Origin of the sequence: Parablastomonas sp. CN1-191, assembly GCF_049354825.1 — a bacterium.
In the GTDB taxonomy this organism is placed as follows: domain Bacteria; phylum Pseudomonadota; class Alphaproteobacteria; order Sphingomonadales; family Sphingomonadaceae; genus Novosphingobium.
The window spans coordinates 1421139-1437531 of the sequence record NZ_CP186480.1 but is presented as its reverse complement, the minus strand read 5'-3'; the positions used below and the strand labels follow the sequence as shown (position 1 = coordinate 1437531).

15 protein-coding genes and 1 other annotated feature are annotated in these 16393 nt (G+C 67.7%); of the genes, 11 read left to right on the top strand and 4 right to left on the bottom strand.

Going from position 1 to position 16393, the window contains the following annotated elements; all coding sequences use genetic code 11:
* The first annotated feature begins 24 nt into the window (after positions 1-24).
* The 3 genes from recO to ACOYW6_RS07155 are packed head-to-tail and all read left to right on the top strand — an operon-like array spanning position 25 to position 2844.
* Complete coding sequence (gene recO, locus ACOYW6_RS07165; protein ID WP_423140644.1) at positions 25-624, top strand: DNA repair protein RecO; 600 nt, start codon at positions 25-27, stop codon at positions 622-624.
* Positions 625-636: 12 nt separating this feature from the next.
* On the top strand, positions 637-1683 hold the full coding sequence (leuB, locus tag ACOYW6_RS07160; protein ID WP_423140643.1) for a 3-isopropylmalate dehydrogenase: 1047 nt from the start codon (positions 637-639) through the stop codon (positions 1681-1683).
* 24 nt (positions 1684-1707) lie between these two features.
* Positions 1708-2844, top strand: a complete 1137-nt coding sequence (locus ACOYW6_RS07155) for a glycosyltransferase (protein WP_423140642.1) — start codon at positions 1708-1710, stop codon at positions 2842-2844.
* A gap of 20 nt (positions 2845-2864) precedes the next feature.
* Here the strand turns inward: ACOYW6_RS07155 and ACOYW6_RS07150 are convergent, their stop codons facing one another.
* On the bottom strand, positions 2865-4349 hold the full coding sequence (locus tag ACOYW6_RS07150) for a SulP family inorganic anion transporter (protein WP_423140641.1): 1485 nt from the start codon (positions 4347-4349) through the stop codon (positions 2865-2867).
* A gap of 42 nt (positions 4350-4391) precedes the next feature.
* Positions 4392-4442, bottom strand: a sequence feature (sul1 is cis-regulatory element that is thought to sense ions involved in sulfur or methionine metabolism; They are found in Alphaproteobacteria).
* A gap of 203 nt (positions 4443-4645) precedes the next feature.
* Here ACOYW6_RS07150 and ACOYW6_RS07145 point away from each other — a divergent pair.
* Positions 4646-6727, top strand: coding sequence for a prolyl oligopeptidase family serine peptidase (locus tag ACOYW6_RS07145; RefSeq protein ID WP_423140640.1), 2082 nt, complete (start codon positions 4646-4648; stop codon positions 6725-6727).
* Between the two features lie 47 nt (positions 6728-6774).
* On the opposite strand, the gene ACOYW6_RS07140 is transcribed toward ACOYW6_RS07145, so the two are convergent.
* On the bottom strand, positions 6775-8070 hold the full coding sequence (locus tag ACOYW6_RS07140; protein WP_423140639.1) for a phospholipid carrier-dependent glycosyltransferase: 1296 nt from the start codon (positions 8068-8070) through the stop codon (positions 6775-6777).
* Positions 8071-8152: 82 nt separating this feature from the next.
* Between ACOYW6_RS07140 and ACOYW6_RS07135 the strand changes: the two genes are divergently transcribed.
* The 5 genes from ACOYW6_RS07135 to ACOYW6_RS07115 all read left to right on the top strand — a co-directional run bounded on the left by ACOYW6_RS07135 (position 8153) and on the right by ACOYW6_RS07115 (position 14180).
* Positions 8153-9358 (top strand): trans-sulfuration enzyme family protein, encoded by a 1206-nt coding sequence (locus ACOYW6_RS07135; RefSeq protein WP_423140638.1) that lies wholly within the window; start codon positions 8153-8155, stop codon positions 9356-9358.
* 104 nt (positions 9359-9462) lie between these two features.
* Entirely contained in the window at positions 9463-10821 is a 1359-nt protein-coding gene (locus ACOYW6_RS07130) for a sensor histidine kinase (RefSeq protein WP_423140637.1), read from the top strand.
* A 100-nt stretch (positions 10822-10921) separates the two neighbouring features.
* Complete coding sequence (gene apaG, locus ACOYW6_RS07125; RefSeq protein WP_423140636.1) at positions 10922-11320, top strand: Co2+/Mg2+ efflux protein ApaG; 399 nt, start codon at positions 10922-10924, stop codon at positions 11318-11320.
* A 43-nt stretch (positions 11321-11363) separates the two neighbouring features.
* Positions 11364-12125, top strand: coding sequence for a LysR family transcriptional regulator (locus ACOYW6_RS07120; protein ID WP_423140635.1), 762 nt, complete (start codon positions 11364-11366; stop codon positions 12123-12125).
* Between the two features lie 141 nt (positions 12126-12266).
* Positions 12267-14180, top strand: coding sequence for a putative bifunctional diguanylate cyclase/phosphodiesterase (locus ACOYW6_RS07115; protein WP_423140634.1), 1914 nt, complete (start codon positions 12267-12269; stop codon positions 14178-14180).
* 241 nt (positions 14181-14421) lie between these two features.
* Here ACOYW6_RS07115 and ACOYW6_RS07110 read toward each other — a convergent pair whose 3' ends face one another.
* The gene (locus ACOYW6_RS07110) at positions 14422-14682 is read right to left on the bottom strand and encodes a GlsB/YeaQ/YmgE family stress response membrane protein (RefSeq protein ID WP_423140633.1); all 261 of its coding nucleotides are present in this window, start codon (positions 14680-14682) and stop codon (positions 14422-14424) included.
* A 99-nt stretch (positions 14683-14781) separates the two neighbouring features.
* On the bottom strand, positions 14782-15105 hold the full coding sequence (locus ACOYW6_RS07105) for a PilZ domain-containing protein (protein WP_423140632.1): 324 nt from the start codon (positions 15103-15105) through the stop codon (positions 14782-14784).
* 372 nt (positions 15106-15477) lie between these two features.
* Between ACOYW6_RS07105 and rpsL the strand changes: the two genes are divergently transcribed.
* Together rpsL and rpsG are read left to right on the top strand one after the other, a co-directional pair.
* Positions 15478-15849 (top strand): 30S ribosomal protein S12, encoded by a 372-nt coding sequence (gene rpsL / locus ACOYW6_RS07100; RefSeq protein ID WP_292683499.1) that lies wholly within the window; start codon positions 15478-15480, stop codon positions 15847-15849.
* A gap of 71 nt (positions 15850-15920) precedes the next feature.
* Positions 15921-16391, top strand: a complete 471-nt coding sequence (gene rpsG / locus ACOYW6_RS07095; RefSeq protein WP_423140631.1) for a 30S ribosomal protein S7 — start codon at positions 15921-15923, stop codon at positions 16389-16391.
* Positions 16392-16393: the final 2 nt, after the last annotated feature.

Genomic DNA, 16393 nt, shown 5'->3' with positions numbered 1-16393 from the left:
AATTGATGCAGTAGGGGCGGAGCGATGCGTCTCTCCGCCCCCGCGATCGTCGTTGCTGCCCGCGCGCACGGTGAAACCGGCGTCATCGCGCGGTTGCTGACGGCGGAAAACGGCCTCATCGCCGCTTACGTCGCCGGCGGACGTGGGCGGCAGATGCGCCCCGTCCTGATCCCCGGCAACCTGGTGGCGGCGGACATTTCTGCGCGGTCGGACAGCCAGCTGCCGTTCGCGAAAGTCGAACTTCTTGCAAGCCGCGGACCGTTCCTGGCCGAACCGCTGCCCGCCGCTGCCATAACCTGGGCAACCGCATTGGCGGCAACGGCCCTGCCTGAACGTCATGCCTATCCGGCGATCCACGCTGCGCTGGGCGGATTGCTCGACGCGGTGTGCGGGGCCCCGTCGGCGCGCGGCTGGGTGCCGGGCCTGGTCGCCTACGAAGGCCTCGTGCTGCGCGAACTGGGCTATGGCAACACGCCGCGGCCCGCGCCCGGCGAATGGGAGGCCAACCTTGCCGCGCTCGACGCGCTCGCTCCGCTGGTGGAGCGCTACCTGCTTGCCGATCGCCGCGGCGATGTTATGGGCGCGCGGCACCTGCTGCGAGAGCGGCTGGCGCGGATCGGCTAGGCGGGGTCTTTGATGAAAGTAGCGCTGTTTCCCGGCGACGGCATCGGGCCCGAGGTCATCGGCGAAGCTGTCCGCGTGCTCGAGGCGCTGGCGCTTCCCGGCCTGACCCTGGTCGAGGGCGACGTCGGCGGGATCGCCTGCAAGCGCCACGGCCACCCGCTTCCGCCCGAAACGCTGCAGGTCGCTCATGCTGCAGGCGCGGTGCTGTTCGGCGCGGTCGGTGATCCTGCCTGCGATGGGCTCGATCGCGCCCTACGCCCCGAACAAGCGATCCTGGGCCTGCGCAAGGCGCTGGGCCTGTTCGCCAACCTGCGCCCGGCGACGATGTTTGCCGGGCTCGAGGATGCCAGCGCACTACGCCCCGAAGTGGCGCGCGCGATCAACCTCTTGATCGTCCGCGAATTGAACGGCGACGTTTACTTCGGCGACAAGGGCATCGACACCCTGACCGACGGAAGCCGCCGCGGCTGGGACATGATGAGCTACACCGAGGCCGAGGTCGCGCGCATCGCCCACGTCGGCTTCAAGGCCGCTCGCGGACGCGGCGGCCGCCTCTGCTCGGTCGACAAGGCCAACGTCCTTGAAACCAGCCAGGTGTGGCGCGACACCGTCACCGCGATCGCCGGCGAGTACACTGACGTCGAATTGACTCACATGTACGTCGACAATGCAGCGATGCAGCTGGTTCGCAATCCCGGCCAGTTCGACGTCATCGTTACCGGCAACCTGTTCGGCGACATCCTGTCGGACCAGGCGTCGATGTGCGTGGGCTCGATCGGTCTGCTGGCATCGGCCGCGCTGGGCAATGGCACGGTCGGCCTTTACGAGCCGATTCACGGGAGCGCCCCCGATATCGCCGGCAAGGACGTGGCAAATCCCATGGCGACGATCCTGTCCGCAGCGATGATGCTGCGCCACTCGTTCGGTCTGGAAGCCGACGCTGCGCGGGTCGAGGCGGCGGTCGCTGCGGCGCTGGCGGCGGGGATTCGCGGGGCGGACCTTGGCGGCAGCCACGGGACTCGCGCGATCGGCGATGCGGTCGTAGAGCGGTTGGCCTGAATGAAAACGACAATGCCGGAACCGATGACCTCTTCGCTTCACCTCCCTCCGTTGCAACTCGCCGTCGTGCTGCCGACGCTCAACGAGCGCGGTAACCTGCGCGCGCTGGTCGAACGCCTGTCCACCGCGCTGGAAGGCATCGCCTGGGAAGCGATCATCGTCGACGACAACAGCGCCGACGGCACTGCCGACGAGGCGCGGGCCATTTCGCTGGCCGACCCGCGCATCCGCGTGATCCAGCGCATCGGCCGGCGCGGGCTGGCTTCCGCAGCGATCGAAGGGATGTGCGCCACCGCCGCGCCTTGCGCCGCGGTGATGGACGCCGATCACCAGCATGATCCGGCGCTGTTGCCTGGCATGCTGAAGGCGGTGGCCGAGGACGGCTTCGACCTTGCCTACGCCAGCCGGTTCGCCGAGGGCGCCAGCACCGAGGCCTGGGGCCGCCCCGACCGCGTCAAGGCGAGCGGCATGGCCAACAAGCTGGCCCGCAAGGTCACCGGGGTAACGCTGACCGACCCGATGAGCGGTTACTTCCTGCTCCGCACCGAAGTGCTCAGGAAGGATGCGCACCGGCTGTCGGGCGTCGGTTTCAAGATCCTGCTCGACATTCTCGCCACCGTCGAAGCGCCGCTCAAGGTCAAGGAATTCCCGCTCGCCTTCGCCGCCCGCGCCGAAGGCGAATCGAAGCTGGACCGGACCGTCGTGTTCGAATTCCTGGTCGGTCTCTACGACAAGTGGCTGGGCCGGATCATCCCGACCCGCTTCGCGCTGTTCGGCACGATCGGCGCGCTGGGTGTGGTCATCCACATGGCGATCCTGGCCACGTTCATGCGCATCTTCGGCGGCACGCTGATGGGCACGATCGTCACCCCGTTCGAAGTCGGCCAGACGGTCGCCGCGGTCGTGGCGATGACGTTCAACTTCATCCTCAACAACGCGTTGACCTATGCCGACAAGCGCCTGGTCGGTTTCGTCGCGCTGGCGCGGGGCTGGGCCAAGTTCGCGCTGACCTGCTCGGTCGGGCTGCTTGCCAACGTCGGCGTTGCCGCGGTTCTCGTGCGTTTCGGAATGCACGAGTACCCCGCCGCGCTGTCGGGCATCGTAGTCGGCTCGGTGTGGAATTTCGCGCTCAGCAGCAAGTTCGTCTGGGGCAAGTACTAGCGCCGGTCATCCACCCGCGCTTAATGGGGGACGACGCCCATTTCGACGCCGGTCTTGTCGTGCAGCGCGAAGCGGTCGACGATATCGGCGCTGGCCCGGTTATAGCCCACCACGTCGACCACGCGCCCGTCACGGCGCAGCCTCGCGACGATCTTGTCGAGTGCGGCGACGCCCGAAATATCCCAGAAATGCGCCGCGGTCATGTCGATCAGGACATGCCGCGCCGTCTCCGGCCCGTTCATCGCGGTAACGAACCGCCCGACCGAGGCGAAGAAGATTTGCCCCGACACGCGGTAGGTCGCGCGCTCCCCGTTGTCGGACAGCGTGCGCTCGACCGCGAACATCCGCTGGACTTTGCCGGCGAAAAAGATCCCCGACAGCAAAACTCCTGCCAGGACACCCAGTGACAGGTCGTGCGTGCCCACCACCACGAACACGGTCGTCAGCATTACGACCGACGAAGGCCAGGGATGATGGCGCAAGTTGGGAATCGAATTCCAGCTGAACGTTCCGATCGAGACCATGATCATCACCGCCACCAGCGCCGGCATCGGAATGCGGCCCACGAACGGACCCAGCACGGTCAGCAGAAACAGCAGGAACGCGCCCGCGGTCAGCGTCGACAGCCGGCCGCGCCCGCCCGAGGTGACGTTGATTACCGACTGGCCGATCATCGCGCAGCCGCCCATCCCGCCCACGAGCGCGGCAGCGATATTGGCAATCCCCTGGCCGCCGCATTCGCGGCGCTTGTCACTTTCAGTGTCGGTCATGTCGTCGACGATCTGCGCGGTCAGCAGAGATTCCAGCAGGCCGACGGCCGCCATCGCAAGCGCGTAGGGAGCGATGATCTGGAAGGTCTGCCAAGTCAGCGGCACCTGCGGCAGCGCCAGGCTGGGCAGGCCGTCGGGCAGGGTGCCCATGTCGTCCACCGTGTTGACCGGCGCGCCAGTGTAGATGCCGATGCCCGCCAGCACCAGGATGGCCGCCAATGGCGACGGTACCGCCCTGGTCAGGCGCGGCAGCAGGTAGATGATGGCCAGACCACCAGCGATCATCGCATAGGCCTGCCAGGTCACCCCGGTCAGCTGCGGCAGCTGCGCCATGAAGATCAGGATGGCCAGCGCGTTGACGAACCCGGTGATGACCGATCGCGACACGAACTGCATCAGCAGGTCCAGCCGCAGCAGCCCCGCGGCGATCTGGAACAGCCCCATCAGGATCGTGGCCGCGAATAGGTAGTCGACCCCGTGATCGCGCACCAGCGGTCCAACCAGCACGGCCACCGCGGCGGTGGCTGCCGAAATCATGCCCGGCCGGCCGCCGGTGAACGCGATCACCATCGCGATCGCGACCGATGCGTAGAGCCCGACCCTTGGATCCACCCCGGCGATCACGGAAAACCCGATCGCCTCCGGGATCAGCGCCAGCGCGACGACGATGCCGGCGAGCACGTCGGCGCGCGGGCGGGACAGCCAATCGCGGCGAAGCGTGGCAAGTGCGGTCATGTCAAAATCCGAATGATGATCAACGGCACGCAAAAGGTGCCGGATTGTCCCGGGGATAGGCGCCGGGCCGAGCCACTCGCAAGCGAGTCCGTCGAAGGCGCCGCCTATGCCGCCCTTCCTCTCGCGGGACAACCCCCGAGCCGACCGGCAGGTTGGTAGGCGGCCATCGGCCGTCCATCGATGCGGTGCTTGCCCCGCGGCGCGCGCGCGCTAGGCTGCGGCAACGTCATGCTTCTCAAAGGACTTCCATGCGCCCCATCCTTGCCGCGCTACTTGCCAGCGCCGTTGCCGTTCCCGTGACCGCTGACGCCCAGGCCGCAGCCCCCACCTCGCCCGCAGCCGCAACCACCGCGCCCGCCGCAGAAGGCTCCGATCCGTACCAGTGGCTGGAGGAATGGACCACGCCGCGGGTGATGGAATGGGTAAACGCGCATAACGCCGTTACCGAGAAGCGGCTCGAGGCCGACCCGCGCTACCAGCAGCTATACGACCAGGCCCTCGCCATCGCCGGCGCCCGCGACCGGATTCCCGCGCCCAGTTTCCTCAACGGCGAGATATACAATTTCTGGCAGGATGCGGAACACTTGCGCGGGATTTGGCGCAAGACCACGCTGGCGAGCTATCGCACCGCCAATCCCGAGTGGAAGACCGTTCTCGACATCGACGCGCTAGGCAAGGCCGAGGGCAAGTCGTGGGTCTACAAGGGGGCCGACTGCCTGCGCCCGGCCGAGCGGCTGTGCCTGGTGGCGCTGTCCGACGGCGGCGCCGACGCGGTGGAAGTGCGCGAGTTCGATCTCCAGACCGGCCAGTTCGTGGCGGGTGGCTTTCACTTGCCCGACGGCAAGCACGACTTCACCTGGGAGGACAAGGACCACATCCTGGTCGCGACCGACTGGGACAAGGACAGCCTGACCGCGTCGGGCTATCCGTTCATCGTCAAGCGGCTGGCGCGCGGCGCGCCGCTGGCATCCGCGACCGAGGTGTTCCGCGGCACCAAAAGCGATGTCGGTGCCGGCCCGCGCGTGCTTCGCGACGGGCAGGGGCACCAGCTGACGCTGGTCACCCGCAATGTTGACTTCTTCACCAGCCAGCAATTCGTGCTGACGTCGGCGGGCGCCCGGCAACTGGCCATCCCGGGCAAGGTCACGATCGAAGACCTTGTGAACGGGCGGCTGATCCTGAACCTCAAGGAAGCGTGGGCGGGCTTTGCCGCGGGGTCACTGGTTTCCGTCCCGCTCGCGCAGGTCATGGCCGATCCGGCGAAGCTGACCCCGTCGCTGGTGTGGAAGCCGACCGCGACCCAGTCCCTCGACGGTGTCAGCTCGACGAAGAACCGGCTGCTGCTGTCGGTGCTCGACAACGTCAACGGGACACTATTGTCGCTGACCCCGACCGCGGCGGGCTGGACCACCAGCGCCGTTCCGCTGCCAAAGGGTCTGGCGCTGAATGTCGGGTCGACCGACGACCACAGCGACGCAGCCTTCGCCTACGCCGCCGGCTTCACCACCCCCTCGACGCTCTATTATCTCGACGGGGCCGGACAGCCGGCCGCGCTCAAGAGCCTGCCGGCCAAGTTCGACGCGTCCAACCTGGCGGTCGAGCAGAAGTTCGCGACATCGTCCGACGGCACCCGCGTTCCCTACTTCGTCGTCCATCGCAAGGACGTGCAGATGGACGGCAGCACCCCGACGCTGCTCAACGCCTATGGCGGGTTCGAAGCCAGCAGCACGCCCAGCTATTCGGGCACGATCGGCAAGCTGTGGCTGGAACGCGGCGGCGCCTTCGTGCTTGCCAATATCCGCGGCGGCGGCGAATTCGGCCCGGCCTGGCACGATGCCGGCCTCGGCATCAAGCGGCAGGTGATCTACGATGATTTCTCGGCCGTGGGCAGAGACCTCGTCACCAGCGGGCTGACCTCGCCGCGCCGGCTCGGCATCATCGGCGGCTCGAACGGCGGGCTGCTGATGGGCGTGGAGATGACCAAGCATCCCGAGCAGTGGAACGCGGTCGTGATCCAGGTACCGCTGCTGGACATGCTGCGCATCTCCAAGATCGCGGCGGGCGCCTCGTGGCAGGGCGAATACGGCGACGTGAACGCCGATCCCGCGGTGCGCGCGTTCTGGGAGAAGTGGTCGCCCTATCATGCGCTGCAAGCGGGCGTGAAATATCCCGAGCCATTCATCTTCACCACGACCAAGGATGATCGCGTCGGCCCGCAGCACGCGCGCAAGTTCGCCGCCAGGATGGAAGCCATGGGGCTGCCGTTCTACTTCTACGAAAACACCGAAGGCGGTCACGGATCGGGCGCCGACATCAAGCAGAGCGCCAAGACCAACGCGCTGACCTACACTTACCTGATCCAGAAGCTGATGGACTGAAGCGCGAGTGGGGGCGCCGCCTTAGCGTCCCCCCTTCGTCCGCGCGCCTAGCGCCAGCTTTTCAGCCACATCCAGTCGGCATAGGCCTGTGGGCCCTTGACCAGTTCGGCGGCCGAAATGATCGGATAGAACCACCCGAAAGCAAGCAGGATCGCGGCCAGAACCAGCGGCGCGGCCCAGAACCACCAGTCCTCCCGCTTCAGAAGGGGCTCGATCGTCAGTGCCAGGCAGCCCATCAGGAACGTGCCGGGCAGCAGGTAATGGTAGTAGAACTGGATCGGCTTGCCCGACAGCGGCCACATCGCCAGCGACAGGAGGTAAAGCGCGGACATCGCCCCCATGTCCCAGCGCCGCCAGCGCCAGGTTGCAAACAGGCACCACAACACGGCCGGCAGGCCCAGGATCATCGACACCGGGTTACCGATCAGCACGACGCCGCGCTGCGCCCCGTCGACCCGCTCGTACAGATACCAGATGGACCGCCAGTCCCCCATCCATTGATACCACACCGAACGGTAGGGGTGGAGTTTGACCACACTATCCTGCAGCCCCAGCATGTAACGGTGCCAGCCGATCGGGTCGCTCCAAGGGATGGCGCCCTTGGTCCACAGGAACCCCGGCCAGAAGGTCAGCCAATAGACGGCCAGCGGCAGTGCGCCGAGCCATAGCGCCGCCTCCCACAAGGCCACGCCGGGAACCGGGCCGCCGCCGCGCGCCCATGCGAAACGGGCGCGGCAGTCCCACGCCTTCCAGCCGGCGAATACCAGCCCCGGGAACGCCCCCGCGGGCACTACCGACCACTTGCTTGCGACCGCCAGCCCCAGCGCAACACCGGCGCCCGCCAGCCGCGGCCGCGCCTGGTCGGGCAGCCGCATCGCGCTTGCCGCCAGCCACAGTCCGATCATGCCCAAGGCGGCCATCGTCATGTCGAGCATCGCGATCCGGCTCTGGATGAACCACGCGAAGTCGGTCGCCACCAGCACGATGGCCAGCAAGGCCGCGAGCCCGCGGCCCGAGACGAACCACACCAAGCGCCCGAACGCGAACAGCCCCGCAGCGCCCAGCAGCGCCGACGGTACGCGCCAGGCCTGCGGATAGTCGCCCAGAAGGCGGATCGCCGCGGCCAGCACTTCCTTCGCGAACATCGGGTGCTCGGGATTGGCGCGCACCCCGGCCAGCAGCTTGCGCGCGGCGGGCACGTAGTGAACCTCGTCGAAATAGATCTTGTGCGGGATTCCCAGCCGGTGCCAGACCAGCGCCAGGAACAGCCCCGCCAGCAGCGCGCACCACCACAGCGGATCGCGCTCCTCGGTCCAGGTCGTGGCGGGGGCGGCGCGAAGCATCGCGGGGACGGCTAGCGAGGTGCGACCCGCGCCGCAATGCCGGACTTGCCAGCGGCCGGCCGGGCTTGCAAAGGCAGCGGCCATGAAACGCACCACCGGACAGGACCGCGCGGTCACCCGCAACTGGCGCCCGGCCACTCGCGCGGTGCGCGGCGGCACTTGGCGCAGCGAACACGGCGAGACCAGCGAGGCGCTGTTCGTGACTTCGGGCTACACCTATCCCGATGCCGAGACCGTCGCCGCGCGCTTTGCCGGCGACGCCGAGGGCATGACCTATTCGCGCCTCCAGAACCCTACCGTGGCGATGCTTGAAGAGCGGATCGCGCTAATGGAAGGCGCCGAGGCATGCCGCGCCCAGGCGACCGGCATGGCGGCGATGACAACCGCGCTGCTGTGCCAGCTGTCCGCCGGTGATCACGTCGTCGCCGCACGGGCTGCCTTCGGATCGTGCCGCTGGCTGGTCGATTCGCTGTTCCCGCGCTTCGGCATCACGTCGACCACGATCGACGCGCGCGACAACGCTGCGTGGGAAGGCGCGGTCCGCCCCAACACCAAGGTGTTTTTCTTCGAAACGCCGGCCAACCCAACGATGGACGTCGTCGACCTGGGGTTTGTCTGCGGGCTGGCGAGATCGCGCGGGATCACCACCGTGGTCGACAACGCCTTCGCCACCGCCGCCCTGCAGCGGCCGATGGAATTCGGCGCCGACGTAGTTGCCTATTCGGCGACCAAACTGATGGATGGGCAGGGCCGGGTGCTGGCAGGCGCGGTTTGCGGCAGCGAAGCCTTCATCAACGATGTGCTGTTGCCGTTCCAGCGCAATACCGGACCGAACCTGTCGCCGTTCAACGCCTGGGTCGTGCTGAAGGGCCTGGAAACGTTGCCGCTGCGGGTCGCGCAGCATAACGCCAACGCCCTCAAGGTCGGCGCCTTCCTCGAAGGGCGGGTGCCGCGGATGCTGCACCCGGGGCTGGCCAGCCATCCCCGGCACGCGCTGGCGATGAAGCAGATGGACGGGCCCGGTGCGATCTTCGCTTTCGAAGTAGCAGGCCGCGAACAGGCTTTTGCGCTGCTCGACGCGCTTGAGCTCATCGACATCTCCAATAACATCGGCGACGCGCGCAGCCTGATGTGCCACTCCGCTTCGAGCACGCACGCGGGGCTGAGCGCCGAAGCCCGCGCCGAGATGGGCGTGACCGAAGGGTTGCTGCGCATCAACGTGGGGCTGGAAGATGCGGACGACCTCATCGAAGACCTCGACCGGGCGCTGATCCGGGCCGGCCTGTAGCACGGCGGCACGGCTGCTCGGCGCAGAGCGGACAGGGACTTGCCAGCGGCGTAACCATCGCTCATTGGACCCGCGGGGGGAGAGCACTGGTTATCGAAGGTCCGATGGATCCTGCTGCTCTCAACGCCGCGATCGTGGAATCAAGCGACGCGGCGATCATTGCGAAGTCCCTGGACGGTACCGTCATCGCCTGGAATGCGAGCGCGGAGGCACTGTTCGGATGGTCGGCGGCCGAGATGATCGGCCGTTCGGTGCGGACGATCGTGCCCGCCGACCGCCAGGACGAGGAAGACGCCATCCTGGCCCGAATCGCCGCGGGTGAACGCGTCGACACCTTCACGACGGTGCGCCTGTACAAGGGCGGCGGACAGGTTCCGGTGGAAGTGCTGGTTTCGCCGGTGCGCGACGCTGACGGCACGATCGTCGGCGCGGCATCGATGGCGCGGTCGAACATGTATGAGCCTGCCAGGCGCCGGCTGCGATCGCGCAACGAGGATCGCGTTCGCCTGATGGGCGACAACCTGCCCGTCATGGCCTGGGTGGGTGACCGCGACGGGGTGCTGCGATGGGGCAATCGCCAGTTTCGCGACTTCTTCGGCCTGACCGAAAGCGAAGTCGACGGATTCGACTGGAGCGCAGCGATGCCTGCCAGCGAACGCGAGGACATGCTCCGCCGCGTCACCGATGCGGTCGACGACAGCGGCGGATGGGAGGCGACGATGCCCCTGAGGCGCAGGTCGGACGGAGAAACACGGTGGATGCTGGCGCGCTCGGTGCCGATGCTCGACATTCACGGAAAGCTGTACCTCCGGTTCGGCACCGCCACCGACATTACCGATCAGCGCCGGGCGGACGACCGGGTCCGGCTGCTGCTCAAGGAAGTCAATCACCGCACGCGCAACATGATGGCGGTCATCCAGTCGATGGCCAAGCGCACCGCGGCGTCAGGCGCCGACTACATGCCGCGGCTCGAGTGCCGGATCGCCGGGCTGGCGGCCACTCAGGACATCCTGGTGCGCCATGACTGGGCGGGCGTTCCGGTGGCCGATCTGATTGCCGCGCAAGTGGCAGTCGCTGGGCAGGACCCGGCGCGCTTCGACCTTTCCGGCCCTGATTTGGGTCTATCGTCGGGCGCGGCCGAATCGATCGGGATGGCGATAAACGAGCTGGCGATCAACGCCGCCGAGTACGGCGCGCTTAGCGTGCCGGCCGGCCGGGTCGAGATCGACTGGGGCCTGGTGCCCACCGGCGGCGAGGACGATTTCGCCATAGCCTGGCACGAAACGGGCGGCCCGCCGGTCCAGCCGCCGCGGATTACGGGCTTCGGATCACGCATTATCGAGGATGTTCCCCGCGGCAAGCTGTGTGGCGCTGTCGACATGGCCTATGCCGAGGCCGGCCTGCGCTGGCGCCTGGTCTGCCCTGCGCGCCTGGCCCTGGCGAGCGATGAGGATGAGATCTGATCGGCCGCCATCCCGCCGGCGCGGCGCGGAACCGTAGCCGCCGCACTTTTTGCGGGCACAACTGTTGAAGCCTCGCCCCCCGGCCGCTAGGCTGCCGGTCATGGACGCCCTGTTCCACCACGCCGCCATGTCACACGGGATCACCGTGCGGGTAGCGGTCAATTTCCTGCCCGAACAATCGCGGATCGAGGCTGGCAAGTGGTTCTGGGTCTATCATATCCGGATCGAGAACCACTCGAACAGCACGGTCAAGTTGCTGACGCGGCACTGGCGCATCACCGACGGCCACGGTGCGGTGAATCTGATCGAGGGCGAAGGCGTGGTGGGAGAGCAACCGGTGCTCGCCCCCGGCAAGAGCCACGATTATGTATCGGGCTGCCCGCTGACGACGCCGCACGGCCACATGGAAGGGTTTTATACGTTCGCGCGCGCCGATGGTTCGCGGTTCGAGGCGGCGATCCCTCCCTTTCCGCTCGCCGCACCGGCGACGGCAGGCTGACCGCATTGGCAAATCCGCGCCTGCCCGGTAGAGGCGGCGCGCGATGAAGCGGACTCACCTGCCCCTCAACGCCTTGCGCGTTTTCGATGCCGCTGCCCGGCATCTGTCCTTCACGCGCGCCGCGGATGAACTGGCGGTCACCCCCGCAGCGGTCGGCCAGCAGATTCGCGCGCTCGAGGACGTGCTCGGCGTCGTCCTGTTCCGCCGTACGCCCAAAGGTCTTGAACTGACCGACGAGGCATCCGCCGGTCTCGACCCGCTGCGCGCCGGGTTTCTTCAGATCGAGGACGCGGTCCAGGCGATGCAGGCCGGCCAGTCCAGCCAGGTCTTCACGATCGCCTGCCCGCCCGACCTGTTCGCGGTCTGGCTGGCGCCGCGGCTGGCGGCGTTCCGCGCGAACAATCCCGACGTGCGGTTTGTCTTGGCCGGCGCCGAAGCCGATTTTACCGAGGCAAACCTCGACTTGGCGATGCGCTGGGCGGAAGGGCCGGGCGAGCTTGAGGGCGTGGCGGTGGGCGAAGCCGCCCGCGTGACTGTTGGCGACGGGCCGTGGATCGCCTGGCCGGGCGATCCCGAACCGGCCGGAGCGGGTGAACCGGCGCCGCTCGCCAACGTCGCGGATGCGGGCCAGGCACTGGCGGCGGCGCGCGCCGGGATGGGCCGTGCGCGGGTCCCGGCATTGCTCGCGGGGGGGCAGGGCGCGACTGCCGAACCGTGCCGGCGTGGTTACTGGCTGGTCGCGCCGGCGCCGCAGTGGCGCCAGAAAAAGGTCCGCGCGCTGGTTTCCTTCCTGACCGCTGACTAGCCGCGGCGCGCAATTTAGCGCGCTCCGCGAAGGTTTACCGCCCGTTTACTCCTGCTCCGGTATGTTCGCTGGATGGATGGGGCAAAGCTTCGGCGGGAACGCAGCACACGCGGCGGTCCGTGGCGATCGGCTGCTCGCGCCGTGGCATTGGCCCAGGCGCGTTGGCGGCCGCGTCGCGGCGCCCATTTCACGCTCGCCTATTCCGAGACCCTGTCGCGCCGCGTTCCGCTGCTCTACGCCACGGTGATCCTTGCGGTCGTGACCGCGGCCTGGACCTTTCGCGACGTCGCGCCCGCGTCGCTGACCTTGTGGGTGCCGGCGGTAATGATCGCCACGATGGCGCTGCGCGCGTCGGCGTGGCTGCCACACCACGTTGCGCACTATTCGCTCCCGGAGCGTGAGCGCGACATCGCCATCATGAGCCGGATCGGCCCGTTGCTTTCTGCCGCACTCGGGTTCTGGGCGATGGCGCTCTACGGCTACGGCGACGAAGCGCGGCAGAGCATGATCCACTTCGCGGTCGCGCTGACCGGCTGCAGCTGCATCCTTATCCTCAGTCACAACCCGCTGGCGGCCTTGCGGCTGGGTGCGGTGCTGCTGATTCCGACGGCGGCGTGGTATTTGTGGAAGGGGCACCCCAACGCGGTGGGCGTTGCCGCGCTGCAGGTCGGCCTCGGCGGTATGATGGCGGCCATCGTCACCGGCCACCACCGCGACTTTGTCCGTCTCGAGTTGTCGCGCCGCAAGCTCGCCGCTCGGGAGCGCGAAGCCCAGGTCCTGGCCGAGGCCAACCGCCGCCACGCCGTGCTCGATCCCCTGACCGGGCTGGCCAACCGCCGCTCGCTGCTGGCCACGCTTGAGCGGCTGGTCGCGCCCCAGCGGACCGCGCCGTGGATCGCGCTGATAGACCTCGACGGATTCAAGCCGATCAATGACACTTACGGCCACCGCGCCGGCGACGAGGTCCTCTGCGCCGTCGCCGCGCGCATTGCCGCCCATCCGCTCGGGGTCGCCTGCGGGCGCCTGGGCGGCGACGAGTTCGCCATCGTGCTGCCTGGAACCTTCGACCTGGCGCAGGCGCGCGCCAGCATGGAAGATTTGATCGCGGCGCTGCGCCAGCCGATCCGTTCGGGTGAGGACCGCCTGCGGGTGTCGTGCTCGATCGGCTGCTATCGCCCGATGCCGGGCGAATCGATCCTCGATACGCTGGAACGCGCCGACGCGGCGCTTTACAAGGCCAAGGAACGCGGCGGCACGGTCGAGGCGTTCAGCCTCGACGACGAACGCGCGCTGGACGAGCGCCGCGCCATCACGCGCATCTTCCATTCCACCGACCTGGGCGAGCAGGTCAACCTCGCCTACCAGCCGATCGTCGACACCGAGACCGGCGCGATCGTCTGCTTCGAGGCGCTGGCCCGCTGGTCGCCCGACGGGCGGCGCTGGCTGATGCCTGGCAACTTCGTGCACGTTGCCGAGGCGACAGGCCGCATTGCCGAGCTGACCGAGGTGGTCATGGCCCGCGCGCTGACCGAGTGCCCGGCGTGGAAACACGGCGTGCGCATGGCGATCAACTTGTCGGCCCGCGACCTTCTGCGCGAAAACGCGCCCGCCTGGCTCGCCGGCATCGCTCGCAAATGCCACACTCCGGCCGATCACATCGTCCTGGAAGTGACCGAGACGGCGCTGCTGTCCGACTACGACCGCGCCCGCGCGCACGTCGCTGCGCTGCGCGAACATGGCTTCCAGGTCGCGCTGGACGATTTCGGCACCGGCCAGTCCAGCCTCAGCCACGTGCACCGCCTGCCGCTCGACTATATCAAGATCGACCAGACCTTCGCGCACGAGCTGGCCGGGGATCACACCGCCCGTGCCATCGTCGCCACGATGGCCGCGCTGGCCCGCCAGATCGGGCTGCACTGCGCGATCGAGGGCATCGAGACCGAGGAACAGCGCGCGACCGCCGCCGCGCTCGGCCTCAGGCTGATGCAGGGCTACCTGTTCGGCCACCCCGAAAGCGCCCGCACCGCGCTCGGCCTGCTACGGAACGCCGCTTAGGCCGCCGCTGCCCGACCGTTGGATAGACCAATGGCGGCGCAAGGCGCAGCGGCAAGAAAGGCCGAAACGCGCGGCCTGGATCCGGAAAAAACGCAACTTCGGGACAAAACGAGGGCTGCGGCAACCGACAACGCGGCAATGGCCAATGTCGCGCCACAGCGTCTTCATTACAAAAAGCCCCCCGGTTTCCCGGAGGGCTCATCGCGGCTGCATGGTCCGGGCAAATCGCCCGGGGCTGAGGTTACCGCACGCGGCCGCGGCGGATCAGGTTGAGGATCGCCAGCAGGATGATTGCGCCGACCAGGCTGACGAGGAAGGAATTGAGATCGAGCGGATTGTCGTTGATCGTCCCGCGGTGAAAGATCAGGCCCGCCAGGAAGGCGCCGACGATGCCGACCACGATGTTGACGATGATGCCGCCGCCATCGCGCATCACCAGGCCGGCGAGCCAGCCGCAGACGCCGCCGATGACCAGCCAGATCAGGAGCTGAGTAAGGTCCATGCTATGCGTACTCCCTGTGTGTCGTTGTGAACGAAGGGCACAAGTCATGAACGGGCGGGCGGTTCCGGACGGTGCCGCTGCCGTAACCTGACGGTGCGATCAGACCGGGGTGCGGGCCTGGCGCGGGTCGATCGGCGCCGCGAAGATGATGCCGCAGCGGTTGGGGCGCACCCAGGCGACCTGTCCGTCGACCCAGCCCTTGTTGCGCACGTTCACGGTAATGCGCTGACCGGGGACGAGGTTGATCTGCCCCTCGATCATGGCGCCGTCTTCGGACAGATTGCGCAGCCGCACCGCCTGTTCGCGGCCCAGGGCGCGGACCTGCGCGGCGATGAACACGCTGTCGCGCGAACCGCGGCGCTGGCTGGCCTCGACCCGGTCGGGCGCGGCGCTGAAATCTGCGAAGGTGCTGCGGGCATTCATGCGAAAAGTCCTTGGGTCCGATGGCTGGTGGCTGGTGCCCGCCGCCGCCCTATCAGCGGGCACGCATGGTTCCAACGCCGTTAACCGTCATTCGTGAACCGCGGACGGGCGCGGCGAACCGCGGTCGGCCTTGACCGCCCCTGCGAATCCCCCTAGGGGCCGGCGCTTCCGGAAAGGCGGTTCCGTCCGCGTCCGGTCGAGCTGAACATTGGCGGTTTGTGCGGGAGCGATCCTGTCTGCCGTCAAAGTAACCCGGCCACGGCCTGGTGGAGCGTTTCGGTTCTCGCTGCCATGTCCCTCCGGCCAGTCCGGCGGTGCGGCGCGCGGGCTCCTTTCCTTCACCGGCCCGGTCAAACCAAGGTGAAGCCTTTAATGCCGACGATCAACCAGCTGGTCCGCAAGGGCCGCGTTCCGCAGAAGACCAAGTCGAAGGTCCCTGCGATGGAGCAGAACCCGCAGAAGCGCGGCGTCTGCACCCGCGTCTACACGACGACCCCGAAGAAGCCGAACTCGGCGCTGCGCAAGGTCGCCAAGATCCGCCTGACGAACCAGCGCGAGGTCATTTCCTACATCCCCGGCGAAGGCCACAACCTGCAGGAGCACAGCGTCGTGCTGATCCGCGGCGGCCGCGTTCGCGACCTTCCGGGCGTGCGCTACCACGTCCTGCGCGGCGTGCTGGATACGCAGGGCGTCAAGGACCGCAAGCAGAGCCGCTCGAAGTACGGCGCCAAGCGTCCGAAGTAAGCCTCTCCGGCTGCCAGTTTCAGCAGGCCGGCGCGGCGTTCGCCCCCGGCCCGGTATAAGGAATACACGAGATGTCTCGTCGTCGTCGTCCCGAGAAGCGGGAAATCCTGCCCGATCCCAAGTTCAAGGATCAGGTCCTGTCGAAGTTCATGAACAACCTCATGCTCGATGGTAAGAAGTCTGTTGCCGAAAGCATCGTCTACGGTGCCATGGACACCATGGAAACGCGCGCCAAGAGCGATCCGATCCAGCTGTTCCATGATGCGCTCAACAACGTGAAGCCGCAGATCGAGGTCCGCAGCCGCCGCGTCGGCGGTGCGACGTACCAGGTCCCGGTCGAGGTTCGCCCCGAGCGTGCCCAGGCGCTGGCCATCCGCTGGCTGATCAACGCCGCCCGCGGCCGCAGCGAAACCACGATGAGCGCGCGCCTCTCGGCCGAACTGCTCGACGCTGCCAACAACCGCGGCAACGCGGTCAAGAAGCGTGAAGACACCCACCGCATGGCCGACGCCAACCGCGCGTTCAGCCACTACCGCTGGTAGGC

What these genes read in the sequence shown, in the direction of transcription:
- recO (WP_423140644.1), top strand. Translation starts at nt 25, where the DNA reads ATGCGTCTCTCCGCCCCCGCGATCGTCGTTGCTGCCCGCGCGCACGGT.
- leuB (WP_423140643.1), top strand. Translation starts at nt 637, where the DNA reads ATGAAAGTAGCGCTGTTTCCCGGCGACGGCATCGGGCCCGAGGTCATC.
- ACOYW6_RS07155 (WP_423140642.1), top strand. Translation starts at nt 1,708, where the DNA reads ATGACCTCTTCGCTTCACCTCCCTCCGTTGCAACTCGCCGTCGTGCTG.
- ACOYW6_RS07150 (WP_423140641.1), bottom strand. Translation starts at nt 4,349, where the DNA reads ATGACCGCACTTGCCACGCTTCGCCGCGATTGGCTGTCCCGCCCGCGC.
- ACOYW6_RS07140 (WP_423140639.1), bottom strand. Translation starts at nt 8,070, where the DNA reads ATGCTTCGCGCCGCCCCCGCCACGACCTGGACCGAGGAGCGCGATCCG.
- ACOYW6_RS07135 (WP_423140638.1), top strand. Translation starts at nt 8,153, where the DNA reads ATGAAACGCACCACCGGACAGGACCGCGCGGTCACCCGCAACTGGCGC.
- ACOYW6_RS07130 (WP_423140637.1), top strand. Translation starts at nt 9,463, where the DNA reads ATGGATCCTGCTGCTCTCAACGCCGCGATCGTGGAATCAAGCGACGCG.
- apaG (WP_423140636.1), top strand. Translation starts at nt 10,922, where the DNA reads ATGGACGCCCTGTTCCACCACGCCGCCATGTCACACGGGATCACCGTG.
- ACOYW6_RS07120 (WP_423140635.1), top strand. Translation starts at nt 11,364, where the DNA reads ATGAAGCGGACTCACCTGCCCCTCAACGCCTTGCGCGTTTTCGATGCC.
- ACOYW6_RS07110 (WP_423140633.1), bottom strand. Translation starts at nt 14,682, where the DNA reads ATGGACCTTACTCAGCTCCTGATCTGGCTGGTCATCGGCGGCGTCTGC.
- ACOYW6_RS07105 (WP_423140632.1), bottom strand. Translation starts at nt 15,105, where the DNA reads ATGAATGCCCGCAGCACCTTCGCAGATTTCAGCGCCGCGCCCGACCGG.
- rpsL (WP_292683499.1), top strand. Translation starts at nt 15,478, where the DNA reads ATGCCGACGATCAACCAGCTGGTCCGCAAGGGCCGCGTTCCGCAGAAG.
- rpsG (WP_423140631.1), top strand. Translation starts at nt 15,921, where the DNA reads ATGTCTCGTCGTCGTCGTCCCGAGAAGCGGGAAATCCTGCCCGATCCC.